Origin of the sequence: Candidatus Thiothrix phosphatis (assembly GCF_035668035.1) — a bacterium.
In the GTDB taxonomy this organism is placed as follows: domain Bacteria; phylum Pseudomonadota; class Gammaproteobacteria; order Thiotrichales; family Thiotrichaceae; genus Thiothrix; species Thiothrix phosphatis.
This window is the reverse complement of the sequence record NZ_JAYMYJ010000142.1, coordinates 120,806-134,221: the sequence shown is the minus strand read 5'-3', so window position 1 is coordinate 134,221 and position 13,416 is coordinate 120,806. Positions and strand designations below refer to the sequence as shown.

Annotated in this window: 11 protein-coding genes and 3 tRNA genes; 11 read left to right on the top strand and 3 right to left on the bottom strand. The window is 57.4% G+C overall.

Going from position 1 to position 13,416, the window contains the following annotated elements; translation table 11 throughout:
• The first annotated feature begins 85 nt into the window (after positions 1-85).
• The 6 genes from VSS37_RS17400 to VSS37_RS17375 all read left to right on the top strand — a co-directional run bounded on the left by VSS37_RS17400 (position 86) and on the right by VSS37_RS17375 (position 4,595).
• Positions 86-865, top strand: a complete 780-nt coding sequence (locus VSS37_RS17400) for a 3'-5' exonuclease (RefSeq protein ID WP_324697247.1) — start codon at positions 86-88, stop codon at positions 863-865.
• Positions 862-2,199 (top strand): 23S rRNA (uracil(1939)-C(5))-methyltransferase RlmD, encoded by a 1,338-nt coding sequence (rlmD, locus tag VSS37_RS17395; RefSeq protein ID WP_324697246.1) that lies wholly within the window; start codon positions 862-864, stop codon positions 2,197-2,199. Before VSS37_RS17400 ends, rlmD begins: the two co-directional genes overlap by 4 nt.
• Position 2,200: 1 nt before the next feature.
• Positions 2,201-4,216 carry an NAD-dependent DNA ligase LigA gene (gene ligA / locus VSS37_RS17390; RefSeq protein ID WP_324697244.1) on the top strand — a complete coding sequence of 672 codons (2,016 nt, stop codon included), beginning with the start codon at positions 2,201-2,203 and terminating at the stop codon, positions 4,214-4,216.
• Positions 4,217-4,289: 73 nt separating this feature from the next.
• A tRNA-Gly gene (locus VSS37_RS17385) sits at positions 4,290-4,364 on the top strand.
• 50 nt (positions 4,365-4,414) lie between these two features.
• Positions 4,415-4,489, top strand: a tRNA-Gly gene (locus VSS37_RS17380).
• Positions 4,490-4,521: 32 nt separating this feature from the next.
• Positions 4,522-4,595: transfer RNA gene (locus VSS37_RS17375), tRNA-Cys, on the top strand.
• A gap of 78 nt (positions 4,596-4,673) precedes the next feature.
• Here VSS37_RS17375 and recN read toward each other — a convergent pair.
• Together recN and VSS37_RS17365 are read right to left on the bottom strand one after the other, a co-directional pair.
• Entirely contained in the window at positions 4,674-6,350 is a 1,677-nt protein-coding gene (gene recN, locus VSS37_RS17370; RefSeq protein ID WP_324697242.1) for a DNA repair protein RecN, read from the bottom strand.
• A 1-nt stretch (position 6,351) separates the two neighbouring features.
• Positions 6,352-7,218 (bottom strand): NAD(+) kinase, encoded by an 867-nt coding sequence (locus VSS37_RS17365; protein WP_324697241.1) that lies wholly within the window; start codon positions 7,216-7,218, stop codon positions 6,352-6,354.
• Between the two features lie 112 nt (positions 7,219-7,330).
• On the opposite strand from VSS37_RS17365, the gene hrcA reads away from it, so the two are divergent.
• The 5 genes from hrcA (at position 7,331) to VSS37_RS17340 (ending at position 12,102) form a co-directional block, all read left to right on the top strand.
• Positions 7,331-8,383: a heat-inducible transcriptional repressor HrcA gene (gene hrcA / locus VSS37_RS17360; RefSeq protein ID WP_324697240.1), complete on the top strand. Its 1,053-nt coding sequence runs from the start codon at positions 7,331-7,333 to the stop codon at positions 8,381-8,383.
• Between the two features lie 40 nt (positions 8,384-8,423).
• On the top strand, positions 8,424-8,918 hold the full coding sequence (locus VSS37_RS17355; RefSeq protein ID WP_324697239.1) for a hypothetical protein: 495 nt from the start codon (positions 8,424-8,426) through the stop codon (positions 8,916-8,918).
• Between the two features lie 67 nt (positions 8,919-8,985).
• Positions 8,986-10,194, top strand: a complete 1,209-nt coding sequence (locus VSS37_RS17350; RefSeq protein ID WP_324697238.1) for a cation:proton antiporter — start codon at positions 8,986-8,988, stop codon at positions 10,192-10,194.
• A gap of 48 nt (positions 10,195-10,242) precedes the next feature.
• Entirely contained in the window at positions 10,243-11,391 is a 1,149-nt protein-coding gene (locus VSS37_RS17345; RefSeq protein WP_324697237.1) for an aminotransferase class I/II-fold pyridoxal phosphate-dependent enzyme, read from the top strand.
• Between the two features lie 12 nt (positions 11,392-11,403).
• Complete coding sequence (locus VSS37_RS17340) at positions 11,404-12,102, top strand: aspartate/glutamate racemase family protein (protein WP_324697235.1); 699 nt, start codon at positions 11,404-11,406, stop codon at positions 12,100-12,102.
• Here VSS37_RS17340 and bioA read toward each other — a convergent pair.
• Positions 12,099-13,415, bottom strand: coding sequence for an adenosylmethionine--8-amino-7-oxononanoate transaminase (bioA, locus tag VSS37_RS17335; RefSeq protein WP_324697234.1), 1,317 nt, complete (start codon positions 13,413-13,415; stop codon positions 12,099-12,101). The two genes, VSS37_RS17340 and bioA, sit on opposite strands and share 4 nt — an antisense overlap.
• Position 13,416 lies beyond the last annotated feature (1 nt).

The following is a 13,416-nucleotide window of genomic DNA, read 5'->3' as shown; positions in this document are numbered from 1 at the left end:
CAAGGGAGGGAAACATAGCTTGCGGTCTCTCCTTTTCGGGCGGAGGGATCGGTATAATCACCCCCTTTTACACGGGAAGAAATTTGTGAACACACTGGTTTTCGATATTGAAACCATCCCGGATATTGAGGGTGGACGCAAGCTTTACAACCTTGGCGACCTGGATGCGGACGGCATTGCCAAGGCCATGTTCCACCTGCGTTTCCAGAAAATCGGCTCAGAATTCCTGGCGCACCACCTGCACCGGGTTGCCGCCATTTCGGTCACTTTCCGGGGGCGCGGTGACGAGTTCAAGGTCTGGTCGCTGGGTGATGAAAATGCCGATGAAAAGGAAATCATCCAGCGTTTCTTCGACGGCATTGACCGTTATACGCCAACCATCGTGTCGTGGAATGGCGGTGGTTTTGACCTGCCGGTGATCCATTACCGTGCCATGTTGCACAAGATTTCTGCGCCACGTTACTGGGACATGGGCGAAGACGACCAGAGCTTCAAGTGGAACAATTACATCAGCCGTTACCATACCCGCCATACCGACCTGATGGATTTGCTGGCCATGTACACCGGGCGCGCCAATGCGCCGCTGGATGAGCTGGCGACCTTGTTCGGTTTCCCCGGCAAAATGGGCATGGATGGCTCCAAGGTGTGGGATGCGTATCAGGCAGGGCGCATCGCCGACATCCGTAATTACTGCGAAACCGATGTGCTCAACACCTGGCTGGTATACCTGCGTTTCCAGCTGATGCGCGGCCATATCACCCATGAAAAGTACGATCTGGAATGTGCCCTGGTGCGCAAACACCTCCAGCATTCCGGCAAGGAACACCTGCAAGCTTTTGAGTCTGCGTGGGAGCCGGGTGCATGAGCCGTAAACGCAAGCCGCGTGGTGTACAAAACAGTCCTCTGATGGAAGCGACGATCGAATCCCTGACATTGGATGGCCAAGGTGTCGCCAGGGTGGATGGCAAGACGGTGTTCATTGATGGCGCATTGCCCGGCGAACAGGTCACATTCCGCTACACCTCACACAAGCAGAAGCATGACGAAGGCAAGGTGGAAACCGTCCTTACGCCTTCACCGGAGCGGGTTGATCCAAAATGCGCCCATTTTGGCATTTGTGGCGGTTGTAGTTGGCAACACATCGCGCTGGATGCGCAAATCCAGCACAAGCAGCAGGCCATGCTTGAGCAGATGCGGCGTATCGGCAAAGTGGAACCAGAAACCGTGTTCGAACCACTGGCTGCTGACGGCTGGGCTTACCGGCGCAAGGCACGTCTGGGTGCGCGCTGGGTACGCAAGAAAGACAAAGCCCTGGTCGGTTTCCGCGAAAAAAATGGCGGCTTCCTGGCTGAACTGGGACGCTGTGAAATCCTGCATCCCACCCTGGGCGAACATCTGACGGATTTCCAGCAACTGATTGGCAGTTTGGAGGCGAAGGATTCGATCCCACAGATTGAAGCCGCAGTGGGTGACAATGCAACGGCTTTGGTTTTTAGGCACATGGAGCCGCTTGCTGAAGGTGACCTCACCAAGCTGCTGAACTTTGCCCGCGAATTCAATTACCAGCTTTATTTGCAACCAGGCGGGCCGGATACGGTGCATGGTGTGTGGCCGGAGGGCGCGGAATTGTATTATGGGCACCCGCAGTTCAACACAAAGGTTAACTTCGCTCCGCTGGATTTCGTGCAGGTCAATCAGGCGCTGAACCGCAAGATGGTGGCGCGGGCGCTGGAATTGCTGGCTCCTGAAGCGACCGATACCGTGCTGGATCTGTTCTGCGGCCTTGGCAATTTCACCCTGCCGCTGGCGCGTCATGCTGCCCAGGTGATTGGGGTGGAAGGCGAAAATGTTATGGTGCAGCGTGCCCGTGCTGCTGCCGAAGCCAATGGCATCCACAATACTGATTATTTTGCTTGCAATCTGATGGATGAGGACGCGCTCAAACACGAGCCGTGGCTGAAACGCAGTTACGACAAAATCCTGCTTGACCCGCCGCGCGCTGGGGCGAAAGAAGTGATTGCACATATTGGCAAGCTCAAGGCCAAACGGATTGTCTACGTGTCCTGTGACCCAGCGACGCTGGCGCGGGATGCGGGTGAGCTGGTGCATACGCATGGCTACCGATTGTTGGGGGCAGGGGTGATGGATATGTTCCCGCATACCTCGCATGTCGAATCGATTGCCGTTTTCGGGAAATAATATGCAAAACATTACACAACAAATTGAAAAACTGAGAGAACAGCTTCGCTATCACAATCACCGTTACTACGTGCTGGACGACCCGGAAGTCCCGGATGCTGAATACGACCGTCTGTTCCGTGAATTGCAGGCGTTGGAAACAGAACACCCGGAACTGGTCACAGCCGATTCCCCCACCCAGCGGGTTGGCGGCACGCCACTGAGCGAATTTGGTGAAGTCCGCCACGCGATCCCGATGCTTTCGCTGGGCAATGTGTTCAGTGATGAAGAATTATTGGCCTTTGACAAGCGCATCCACGACCGCCTGAAATCGGATGCGGAAATCGAATTCGCTGCCGAACCCAAACTGGATGGCCTTGCCATCAGCCTGCTGTACGAAAACGGTGTGTTCACCCGTGCCGCTACCCGTGGTGATGGCGAAACCGGCGAGGATGTGACGCAAAACGTGCGTACCATCGAGGCAATTCCCCTGCGCCTGATGGGCGAAGGCTGGCCGCAGGTGCTGGAAGTCCGGGGAGAAATCTACATGCCCAAAGCCGGTTTCAATGCCCTGAACGAACGCTTGCGCAAAGAAGGCACGAAAACCTTCGTCAACCCGCGCAACGCCGCAGCAGGCAGTTTGCGCCAGTTGGATTCACGCATTACGGCGCAGCGCCCGCTGACTATTTTCTGCTATGCAGTTGGTCTGGTGGAAGGTGGTGCAATGCCGGACACGCATTACGCCATGCTGCAACAACTGGCGGCGTGGGGATTCCGTGTCTGCCCTGACATCCGGTTGGTGCAGGGTGCGCAAGGTTGTCTGGAATACTACCGCAATACAGGTGCCCGTCGGGAAAGCTTGCCTTATGACATCGATGGTGTGGTCTACAAGGTCAATTCCATTGCCTTGCAGCAGGCACTTGGTTTTGTCAGCCGCGCGCCGCGTTGGGCGACCGCCCATAAGTTTCCGGCACAGGAAGAAATCACCGTGTTGGAAGATGTGGAATTCCAGGTTGGCCGCACGGGCGCACTGACCCCTGTTGCCCGCCTCAAGCCGGTGTTTGTCGGCGGTGTCACCGTCAGCAATGCCACCCTGCACAATATGGATGAAATCGAGCGCAAGGATGTGCGTATTGGCGATTCCGTCATTGTCCGGCGGGCAGGGGATGTGATCCCTGAAGTCGCCCGTGTCATTCTGGAGCGCCGCCCACCAGACTCCCGTCAGATTGAAATGCCTACGCACTGTCCGGTATGTGGTTCGGATGTACAACGCCCTGAAGGTGAAGCTGTGTTCCGTTGCACTGGCGGGTTGTATTGCCCGGCGCAGGTCAAGGAAGCCATCAAACATTTCGCCTCGCGCAAGGCCATGAATATTGACGGCCTGGGTGACAAACTGGTGGAACAATTTTTCGAGCAGGGATTGATTCGCCACGTTGATGACTTATATCGCCTGATTGAGAAGAAGGAGCAGATTGCCGCACTGGAACGTATGGGTGAAAAGTCTGCTGAGAATCTGGTTAATGCGCTGGAAAAAAGTAAGTCCACCACACTGGAACGCTTTATTTTCGGTCTCGGTATCCGCGAAGTTGGGGAAGCAACAGCCAAGGCTCTGGCTCGGCATTTTGGTTCGCTGGAAGCTTTGCAATCAGCCAATGAGGAAACCCTGAAACGGGTTCCTGATGTCGGCCCAGTGGTTGCCGCCAATATTGCGCAATTTTTCCAGGAAACACATAACCGCGACACTATCCAGCAGCTGCGTGAGCTGGGTGTCCACTGGCAGGATTATGCAGCCAAGCCGCTGGAGGCTTTGCCGCTGGCGGGTAAAACCTATGTCATTACTGGCACACTCAGCCGTTCGCGTGACGAGATTAAGGCTGATCTGGAATCCTTGGGTGCCAAAGTGGCAGGAAGTGTCTCCAAGAAGACTACAGCGCTCATTGCAGGCGAGAATGCAGGCTCCAAACTGGAAAAAGCGCAAAATTTTGGGGTGGAAGTGATAGGCGAAGACGGATTATCGGCTTTGCTTGGCCATTCGTGACGCGGTGGTTAAAAAAAATAGCTTCACCGGTTGACACTGTCGGCTGCTATATTTAATATTCGCAGCCTGTTTAGCGGGAATAGCTCAGTGGTAGAGCACAACCTTGCCAAGGTTGGGGTCGCGAGTTCGAGCCTCGTTTCCCGCTCCAATTTTTACAAAAGAGCATTTATTTTCACCGTTCTTTTGATCTGGCTTAATGCGGGAATAGCTCAGTGGTAGAGCACAACCTTGCCAAGGTTGGGGTCGCGAGTTCGAGCCTCGTTTCCCGCTCCAATTTTTCTGCAAGTAGCTTTTGCTACCACTCAGGCTGAATAGCATAGTGGTAATGCAGCGGATTGCAAATCCGTAGACCTCAGTTCGATTCTGAGTTCAGCCTCCATTTGTCTGTTTTATACCATATCATCCCGTCCTATAACCCCACTGGAAGCCTCATTCTGACAGCCTTTCGTTGTATCTGTCATTTGGATGAAGGCTCGCCCAGCATTTCTTCCGCCAGTGCGCGTGTTGTTGGGGTGATTTCGATTCCCCCTATCATTCGGGCGATTTCCGCCACCCGCTGTTCCTGCGTCAGGTGCTGAATGCCGGTGCTGGTATGCGTCCTGCCCTTGAGTTTGGTGACTTTGTATTGCTGCTGCGCCTGTGAAGCAACCTGGGGCAAATGGGTGACGCACAACACCTGCCGGTTTTCACCCAATGCCCGGAGTTGTTTGCCGACCACTTCAGCGATGCCGCCGCCAATGCCGGTGTCCACTTCATCGAAGATCAGGGCGGGAAGGGTGACTTTCTGCGCCGCGATCATCTGGATGGCAAGGCTGATACGTGACAATTCGCCGCCGGACGCCACTTTCACCAACGGTTTTGGTGGTTGGCCTGGGTTGGCGCTGACTGTGAACTCGATATTGTCCAACCCCATTGCCTGGAAGCTTGCGTCAGGATCCTGGGTCACGACAATGACGAATTTACCACCTTGCATGCCAAGTTCCTGCATGGCGCTGGAGACGCTGTCAGACAGTTGCCGGGCGGCTTGGCTGCGCGCAGTGCTCAACGTGTCGGCCTGTTTGCGGTAAGCGGCGGCGGCTTCACGCAGTTGTTTTTCCAGCGTCTCAAGGTCGTAATCGTCGCTTCCCAACTGCGCTAGTTCGACTTCGATCCGGGCGAGGCGCTCCGGCAACTCGTGCGGTTCAATGCGGTACTTGCGGGCAAGGCTGCGGATGTCGGCGATGCGGTTTTCCACCCATTGCAGGCGTTCCGGATCCAAGTCCAAGCTGTCAGCGTAATCACGCAGCCCGATGGCGGCTTCCTGCACTTGGATTTGTGCACTGGCCAGCAATTCGTGAGGTGTTTGCAGGCGCGTGTCAACGCCTAGTTGAGCTTCCAGTTCGTGGATCAGGCGGCCAAGGATGGAGTACAACGAAGGTTCGCTGTCGTAAAGCTGGTCATAGCCGTGGGCAGCGGTGGCGCGCAACTGTTCGGCATTGGCCAACCGGTTGAGTTCTTCGTCGAGCTGCGCAGGCTCGTCAGCATGCACTTGCAGCGCGCCCAGTTCCTGTGCCTGAAAGCGTAGCAAATCAAGCCGTTCCTGATGTTGCTGATGCTGGCTGGATAGCAGGTTGATGCGTTCATGCAACGCCTTCCACTGTTTCCAGGCATCACGGGTGTTGGCCAGCAGGGCGTCGTTACCGGCGAAAGCGTCCAGCATGCTGCGCTGGGCGTCTTTTTTCATCAGCGATTGGTGTTCGTGCTGGCCGTGAATGTCGACCAGTTGTTCGCCGAGTTCGCGTAATTGGGTGAGGTTGGCGGGGGAACCGTTGATCCAGGCGCGTGATTTGCCATTGGCGGCAATGACGCGGCGCAGGATGCAAATGTCGTCACCGCCATCCATCTCCTGTGCTTCCAACCAGGTTCGGGCGGAATGCGTCTGGGTGATGTCCACGCTCAAAGTGATTTCAGCCCGGTCAGCGCCATGGCGCACGCTGCTGCTGTCAGCCTTGTCGCCCAACACCAGCCCGATGGCGTCGAGCAGGATGGATTTGCCCGCCCCCGTTTCCCCAGTCAGGGCGGTCATGCCGGGGAGCAGCTCGAGGTCAAGCGCCTCAATGATGGCGAAATCACGGATATGGATATGTGTCAGCATGTCAAGGCTGGACTCCCCAATGCAGCTTGGCGCGCAGGATATGGTAGTAATCGTAGTTTTGTGGGTGCAGCAGGCGCACTTTTTCCGGGCGGGTATGGATGCGCACCCGGTCGCCGGATTCCAGTTCAATATTGTTGTGCCCATCAAACGACAGCCGCGCCGGAATGTCGCGCTGTTCGCAGAGCTGGATTTCGATCACGCTCTGGCTGCTGATGACCAATGGGCGGTCGCTGAGGGTATGTGGGCAAATCGGTGCCAACACAATCGCTTGCAGGCTGGGATGCATAATCGGCCCGCCACTGGAGAGCGCATAGGCGGTGGAGCCGGTCGGCGTGGAGATGATCAGGCCATCCGCCCGCTGGGTATTGACGAACGTCCCGTCCACCCAAGTGGTGAATTCGATCATGCGGATTTCATTGCGCACATGCAGCACCACATCATTCAGCGCGTCGTCGCCGCCAATGGTTTCCCCGTCGCGGCTGACTTCAGCATGCAGGACGAAACGCGGCTCCTCTTGGTAATGGCCTTGCAGGATCTGCTCCAGTTGCGTGTGCATTTCATCGGGCGAAACATCGACCAGAAACCCCAGCCGTCCAAGGTTGACGCCGACGATGGGAGCCTCATGCAACGCCAACAAACGCCCGGAGGTCAGCAGGGTGCCATCGCCGCCCACCACGATGGCGAGGTCAATGCGGCGGGCGAGCTCTTCCGCAGGCATGGACGGCAAACCCAGGATCAGCCCTGCGTTCTGGTCGCAGAACACATGGTGGCCGCGCTGCAACAGGAACTCATGCAGTTGCCGCAGCGTATTGTCCACCCGGACATCATTGGGCTTGGTGAAAATGCCAATGTAGGAAAACGGATTCATAACCGGTTTCTGACCTGATTTAAAGCTGCAAGGCTGGCAAAGGCGCGCGTAAAATGCAAGTGAAACAGACTTGTGCCTGTACAGGTTTGCCCCTATAAATGAAAGCATGACAATGAAACAACCTCCAGAATTGAACGAGCGCGCCCGGCATATCCTTAAGGTGCTGGTGGAAAGCTACATCCAGGATGGACAACCTGTCGGTTCCCGCAGTCTTGCCCGCGCCAGCGGACTGGATTTGAGCGCCGCCACTATCCGCAACGTGATGGCTGACCTGGAGGAAATGGGCTATATCCGTGCGCCGCATACCTCAGCGGGGCGGGTGCCAACCTCGCAGGGATACCGTTTGTTCGTCGATGCGCTGGTCAGCATCAAGCCACTGGAGCAACAGGCCCTGCACATCCTGGAAGGCCAGTTGAAGGCGGAGCGTGATCCGGGCGCGTTGATCCAGTCCGCTTCCAGCCTGTTGTCCGGCATCACCCGCCTGACCGGGGTGGTGAGCATGCCGCGCCGCAACCCTTCCGCCATCCGCCAGATCGAATTCCTGCGCCTATCGGAACGGCAGGTGCTGGCGATCCTGGTCATGAACCGCAATGAGGTGCAGAACCGCATTATCCACTTGGATGGTGCCGTCAGCTCCGGCGAATTGCAGCAGGCGGCCAATTTCCTCAACGAACGCCTGATCGGCAAGGATTTGCAACAGGCCCGCGCCGCGTTGCTGGAGGAAATGCGCCAGCACAGTGAAGACATGAACCGGATGATGCTGTCAGCGATTGAACTGGGCGAAAAGGCGGTCGCCGATCTGGGTGACAAGCCGGATGAAGATTGCGTCATTGCCGGTGAAACCAACTTGATGGGTTACGATGACCTGTCCGACATCCACAAACTGCGCGAACTGTTCGCCGCCTTTACCCGCAAGCGTGACATCCTCAGCCTGCTGGACAAATGCCTGCAAGCGGATGGCGTGAAAATTTTCATCGGCCGCGAATCCGGCCAGACGGTGTTTGATGATTGCAGCCTGGTGACCGCGCCGTATATGGTGGATGGCGAACAACTGGGCGTGCTCGGCGTCATCGGGCCGAAACGGATGCCATACGAGCGGGTGATTCCTGTGGTGGACATCACCGCCAGATTGTTAAGCATTGCGCTGAATTCAAAACAGCCCTGATAGGCTGCCTCACACCCCCCTCACTAAAAATTGTTAAGAAATGTTGCAGCTCTCTTCAGGCAGCATTCAGATTGATGCTAGATTCCGGAACAAGACTAAATTTTTGATAGATGGAAAAGTCCGGATGCATATTCTTATCGCCATTGTCGTGGTAGCCGTGATCGCTGGCTTGGTGATTCGCCCATTGGGCCGACCGAAGGAAAAGCTACAGGCAGTTTGGCCAGAAATGACAGCATCATTCCATCCGTCCCGGAAAGATTCGGTGACCCCCTTTAAAGCATGGGCGGCAACAGCCTTGGGGCAGGAGCCGCAGTTACAAGCCTGGTTGACGGGTTTGCCCGATGAAGGCTTGCGGGCTCTGGTGGAAAAACTTGCTGAATTCTGTACGGAAATGGATATGGATATGGAGCTGGAATGGCTGTTCACTCCGGAACCCTGTGTCACTCCCGCAGCCAAAGCGGCCGCCGGGCAAGTCGTCACTGATTATTGCAAAATTTGCCTGAAAGCTGTGCAGCGCCAGCAGGCGGCCGTATAACGGAGTGGTCTCCTACGGAACGCTTCCAGCCCTTGAATTTGTCCGTTTGACTAAAGGTTTGTAATCCATGCATACGATAAGCACATCGGAGTTGTTCCTGATCGCTTTAGGGATCATTTTCACCGTCCCGTACCTGATCTGGCGGGTGGGCAAGACTGATTACTACGCCCCCCTGGTGGTGGTGCAAATCATCACTGGCATTTTGCTGGGGCCGGGGGTGCTGGGAAATGTTTTCCCGGATTATTACCAGTTCGTCTTTACCCCATCGGTTATCCAACTGCTGAATGGCATCGCCTGGTGGGCAGTCATGCTGTTTGTCTGGATCGCTGGGATTGAGCTGGATCTGAAACATGCCTGGGCGTACCGCCGGGAAAGCGGCATTACTGCCGGATTCGCCCTGATCACGCCGCTCCTGTTATGCAGCGCCGTCGCGGCTGGCATGCTGGCGTCCGATGGCTGGATAGGCCCCAACGGGATGAAATGGCAGTTCATATTCGGTGTCGGCATGGCTTGCGCGGTCACCGCCTTGCCGATCCTGATCCTGCTGATGGAAAAGCTGGAAATCCTGCGCCAGCCGATTGGGCAACGCATCCTGCGCTATGGCAGCCTGGACGATATCGCCATTTGGGGCGTGCTGGCCCTGATCCTGATGGATTGGGGACGGGTTGGCAGGCAGGGTGCATTCCTGCTGGTTTTCGCCCTGTGCAGCTACGGGTTCCGCAAGCTGATGGTCAGGCTGCCAGAAAGTGACCGCTGGTTTGTGGGGTTGATCTGGCTGGCTGTGTGCGCATTCGGGGCCGATTGGGCTGGGCTGCATTTCATGGTCGGGGCATTCCTGGCCGGGGCGGTGGTGGATAGCGACTGGTTCGACCAGAAACAGATGGATCAACTGCGCCAGCATGTCCTGCTGGTGATCATGCCGGTGTTTTTCTTGAGCACGGGGCTGCGCACCAACTGGTCGGTAGGCGGGGAAGCGGTGTTCGTGGCGGCGGCGGCGCTGCTGTGTGCATCGGTGGCGGGCAAACTGCTTGGCGTGCATATTGCCGGGAGAATCCTCAACTGGCGTCCCGGCGAAGCGTCGATCATTGGCTGGCTGTTGCAGACCAAGGCGCTGATCATGATCATTTTCTCCAGCATCCTGCTGGACAAAGGCATTATCACGACCGACACCTTCACTGCGCTGTTGTTGATGGCGGTCGCCAGCACCATGCTGACCGTGCCAATGGTGGCGCCGAAGTTGGCGCGTATCCGTGGCATTGTCACCCAGGCGATCTGATGGCGGCGCAAATGGCGGCGGTTTGCATAATCTTATTTGAGGGCAGTCATGTCTTTTACGCCTTTTGACATTGAAGTCATCCAGTCAAAGTGGGAGCAGCAGGTTGAATTCAATCTGGTTGAAAGCGGCGTCCACCCGTTACGCCTGGAAGAGTTGCTGGGGTTTCCTGGCGGCGAACTGGAGGTGGGGGCGTTGCTGGCCACTGAACTCAACTATCCGCACGTCAACGGGATTCCAGCCTTGCGGGAAAACATTGCCCGCCTTTACCCTGTCGCCAGCGGAGCCGCCGCTGGTATTGACAATGTGCTGGTCACCGTCGGCGCTTCCGAGGCCAACAACATCATTATGCAGGCGCTAATGGAGCCCGGTGATGAGTTGTTGACCCAGACGCCGACCTATATGCAGTTGTGGGGGATGGCGCTGAACACCGGCCACACCGTCAAAACCTTTGGGTTGCAGGCGGATGCCGGTTGGGCGCTCGATCTGGAAGCCCTGCACAACGGCCTGTCCAGCCACACCAAAATCATTGCGGTCTGCAACCCCAATAACCCGACCGGCTACATCATGACCGAAGCCGAAATGGACGCTGTGGTCGAAGCCGCCGACCGGGTAGGTGCCTGGATTGTGGCAGATGAGGTTTACCGGGGAGCAGAACGCCTGCGGGAAGACGAAACGCCTTCTTTCTATGGCCGTTACGGCAAGGTGCTCTGCCTGGGCAGCCTGAGCAAGGCGTATGGCCTGCCGGGGCTGCGCATTGGCTGGATCACCGGCCCGGCGGACGCCATTGAGGCGCTGTGGCGGCGGCACGAATACACCACGGTTTCCGCCACCATCCTCAGCAACAAGCTGGCGGCGCTGGCGTTGTCACCGGCGGTGCGCCCGCAACTGATCCAGCGCACCCGCGATTATGTCCGGAAGGGGTTCCCGGTGCTGGAAGCGTGGATGCAGGAACAGGCAGGCTTGTTCAGTTACACGCCGCCACAAGCATCGGCGATTACCTTCATCCGCTACCATCTGGACATCAATTCCACCCAGTTGATGGAACAGCTCTGCCGGGAAACTGGCGTGTTTGTGGGGGCGGGCGACGCCTTTGGGATGGACCATTACCTGCGGATCGCCTTCGGGCAGGATAAGGCTGTGCTGGAAGAAGCCTTTGCCCGCATCAGCCGCGTCCTCCACCAACTGCAAGCAGCGTAAGCGGGGCAGGTGATGAGGAAGTTCGGGCTGATCGGGGGGCTGTCATGGCATTCGACGGTTGGGTACTACACCACCCTCAACCAGCGGGTCAATGAACGTTATGGCGATAACACCAATCCGCCCCTGCGGCTTGTCAGCCTGAACCAGAAACAGGTTCATGATTTGCAGCGCGCCGATGACTGGGGCGCCATTGCCGACATCCTTATCGGTGCCGCCCGCGAACTCCAGGCGCTGGGGGTGGAAGGCATGGCCTTATGCGCGAATACGCCACACAAGGTTTTTGAGCCGTTAAGCCGTGCGGTTGCCTGCCCCATCATCCATATCGCGGACGCCATCGGTGCGCCACTGGCACAGGCTGGCTTACGCAAGGTCGGGTTGCTGGGCACACGCTTCACCATGTCCCAGGATTTCATCAAAGGCAGGTTGTTTGCGCAGCATCAGCTGCAAACGCTGGTGCCAGAGGCCGACGTACAGCAGGAAATGCAGGAGCGCATCTACAACGAACTGGTTGTCGGCGCTTTTAACGCCAGCACCCGGGCATTCTGCCTTGACAGGATTGAAGCCCTCGCCGAACAAGGGGCAGAAGCCGTGATTCTGGGGTGCACCGAACTGCCGCTGCTGTTGCAAGGCGCTTCCAGCCCCATCCCACTCGTTGATTCACTCCAATGCCATTGTGACGCCATCGCCCGCTACATCATGCAGGAAGACTAGCCCGCCGCCAGGTCATCCAGCGCTATGCGGATGACCGCGTATGCATGCCGCAACTCGTCTTCCGTAATGCAATACGGCGGCAACAGGTACAGGACATTGCCCAACGGGCGCAGCAGCAAGCCGCGTTCATGGAAAAACTGCTTCAGGCGCGGGCCGACTGAGGACGAATAACCGGCGTCTGCGGTTTCCACATTGAAGGCCGCAATCGTGCCTGTCACCCGAACGCGCCGCACCAGCGGATGCGTCGCCAGCGTCAGCAATTCCTCCCAGTGCCAGGCTTCAATCTGCGGCAGCTTCGCCAGGGTGTTTTCGCTATCGAACACTTGCAACGAGGCGACACCCGCCGCGCAACCCAACGGGTTTGCCGTAAACGAGTGGCCATGCACCAAGGCGCGGTCGAAGTTTTCCCCCAGGAAGGCGGCGTAGATGGCTTCCCGCGTCACCGTGACGGAAAGTGGCAGGAAACCGGCGGTAATCCCTTTCGACAGGCAGATGATGTCCGGCGTCACCTCAGCTTTCAGGCTGGCGAACAGCTTGCCAGTACGCCCGAACCCGGTCATCACTTCGTCGAAAATCAGCAGGATACCGGCAGCCTGCAATTTCGCCGCCAGCTGTTGCAGAAATTCAGGGCGGCACATGTGCATGCCCGAGGCACCTTGCACCAATGGCTCGATAATCACGCCCGCCAGGGTTTCGCCATAGCCACGCAGGTATTCGTCCAGCCGTGCCAGCGCCGCTTGCTCCTTGGCTTCGACCTCGGCATCACCCTCCCAAGTTGCGGGGTAGGGCAGCAAGCCAACCTCAAACAGCAGGCTGCCGTAGGTATCAAAAAACGCCGAGCCTTGCCCCACCGACATCGCCCCCACGGTGTCGCCGTGATAGCCGCCTTCGAAGGCCAGGAAGCGGGAGCGCTGCGTTTCGCCCTGATTGCGCCAGTATTGCAGCGCCATCTTCAGGGCGACCTCCACGGCGGTGGAGCCATCATCGCTGAAAAAGACGCGGCTCAGGCCCTCCGGCAAACGTTTCACTAGCCCGCTCGCCAGTTGCACGGCAGGCCGATGGGTGAAACCGGCGAAGATCACCTGTTCCAGGGTTTGCGCCTGTTGCGCAATTGCCTGCGCAATCGCCGGGTGCGCGTGGCCGTGGATATTCACCCACCAGGAGGAAACCAGATCAAGGAATTCGCGCCCGTCCGCCGTGTGCAGGCGGATACCGCTGGCGGAGGTGATTTCAATGGGGTCAGGGGCGGTTTGCTCCTGCGTAAAAGGATGCCAGACATGCTGGCGATCCTGTTGGATAATGGAAGTGTCCACA

Bases quoted from the DNA above. Each gene is read 5' to 3' on its own strand.
- VSS37_RS17365 (WP_324697241.1), bottom strand. From the start codon at position 7,218: ATGAATCCGTTTTCCTACATTGGCATTTTCACCAAGCCCAATGATGTC.
- recN (WP_324697242.1), bottom strand. From the start codon at position 6,350: ATGCTGACACATATCCATATCCGTGATTTCGCCATCATTGAGGCGCTT.
- rlmD (WP_324697246.1), top strand. From the start codon at position 862: ATGAGCCGTAAACGCAAGCCGCGTGGTGTACAAAACAGTCCTCTGATG.
- VSS37_RS17355 (WP_324697239.1), top strand. From the start codon at position 8,424: ATGTTGCAGCTCTCTTCAGGCAGCATTCAGATTGATGCTAGATTCCGG.
- VSS37_RS17340 (WP_324697235.1), top strand. From the start codon at position 11,404: ATGAGGAAGTTCGGGCTGATCGGGGGGCTGTCATGGCATTCGACGGTT.
- VSS37_RS17345 (WP_324697237.1), top strand. From the start codon at position 10,243: ATGTCTTTTACGCCTTTTGACATTGAAGTCATCCAGTCAAAGTGGGAG.
- ligA (WP_324697244.1), top strand. From the start codon at position 2,201: ATGCAAAACATTACACAACAAATTGAAAAACTGAGAGAACAGCTTCGC.
- VSS37_RS17350 (WP_324697238.1), top strand. From the start codon at position 8,986: ATGCATACGATAAGCACATCGGAGTTGTTCCTGATCGCTTTAGGGATC.
- hrcA (WP_324697240.1), top strand. From the start codon at position 7,331: ATGAAACAACCTCCAGAATTGAACGAGCGCGCCCGGCATATCCTTAAG.